At 53.4% G+C, this 1562-nt stretch carries 1 rRNA gene (only partly in view); it reads left to right on the top strand.

The features are described 5' to 3' along the window. A 23S ribosomal RNA gene (locus E2L05_RS17145) occupies positions 1–1562 on the top strand; its annotated part reaches 424 nt to the left of the window's first position; the annotation flags it as partial.

A 1562-nucleotide genomic window follows, 5' to 3' on the forward strand; every position in this document is an offset into this window, starting at 1 on the left:
ATCTGACGTATTAAGTAGGGCGGGACACGTGAAATCCTGTCTGAAGATCGGGGGACCACCCTCGAAGGCTAAGTACTCCTTACTGACCGATAGCGAACCAGTACCGTGAGGGAAAGGTGAAAAGCACCCCGACGAGGGGAGTGAAACAGTACCTGAAACCGAACGCCTACAATCAGTCGGAGGCTCCTTGCGAGCTGACGGCGTACCTTTTGTATAATGGGTCATCGACTTGGTCTATCTAGCAAGCTTAAGCCGTTAGGTGTAGGCGCAGCGAAAGCGAGTCTTAATAGGGCGCATGAGTTAGGTGGATCAGACCCGAAACCGAGTGATCTAGGCATGACCAGGATGAAGGTACGGTAACACGTACTGGAGGTCCGAACCCACACCTGTTGAAAAAGGTCGGGATGAGTTGTGCCTAGGGGTGAAAGGCCAATCAAACTCGGAGATAGCTGGTTCTCCGCGAAATCTATTTAGGTAGAGCGTCATCCGAATACCCCGGGGGGTAGAGCACTGGATGGGTAATGGGGCCCCACAGGCTTACTGATCCTAACCAAACTCCGAATACCCGGGAGTACTAGATGGCAGACACACTGCGGGTGCTAACGCCCGTAGTGGAGAGGGAAACAACCCTGACCTCCAGCTAAGGCCCCTAATTCATGGCTAAGTGGGAAAGCAGGTGGGACGACCAAAACAACCAGGAGGTTGGCTTAGAAGCAGCCATCCTTTAAAGATAGCGTAACAGCTCACTGGTCTAAATAAGTTGTCCTGCGGCGAAGATGTAACGGGGCTCAAGCCATGAGCCGAAGCTGAGGATGCCGTAAGGCATGGTAGCGGAGCGTAGTGTGATATAACACTTTATCTGTTTTACCGCCCGTTGTGCAGGCAAGGAGGCAACTCCGCGCTCAAGCAGCGAAGCGGTAGCGCAGATAACAGTGTTTACGTTGAAGCCGGGGCGTGAGCCATCCGGTGGAGTGATCACTAGTGAGAATGATGACATGAGTAGCGACAAACAGGGTGAGAGACCCTGTCGCCGAAAGTCCAAGGGTTCCTGCTTAAAGCTAATCTGAGCAGGGTAAGCCGGCCCCTAAGTCGAGGCAGAAATGCGTAGACGATGGGAACTAGGTTAATATTCCTAGGCCAGGAGGATGTGACGGATCGGAGACGTTGTTCGCCCTTATCGGATTGGGCGGGCCGCTAACCGGTTCCTGGAAATAGCCCTCCATCAGACCGTACCCTAAACCGACACAGGTGGACTGGTAGAGAATACCAAGGCGCTTGAGAGAACCACATTTAAGGAACTCGGCAAAATACCTCCGTAAGTTCGCGAGAAGGAGGCCCGTTCAGAAGGCAACTTTTGGGCGGGGGCACAAACCAGGGGGTGGCGACTGTTTACTAAAAACACAGGGCTCTGCGAAGTCGCAAGACGACGTATAGGGTCTGACGCCTGCCCGGTGCTGGAAGGTTAAAAGGAGGAGTGAGAGCTCCGAATTGAAGCCCCAGTAAACGGCGGCCGTAACTATAACGGTCCTAAGGTAGCGAAATTCCTTGTCGGGTAAGTTCCG

The sequence above is a fragment of the Meridianimarinicoccus aquatilis genome (assembly GCF_004358675.1).
Lineage (GTDB): Bacteria > Pseudomonadota > Alphaproteobacteria > Rhodobacterales > Rhodobacteraceae > Meridianimarinicoccus > Meridianimarinicoccus aquatilis.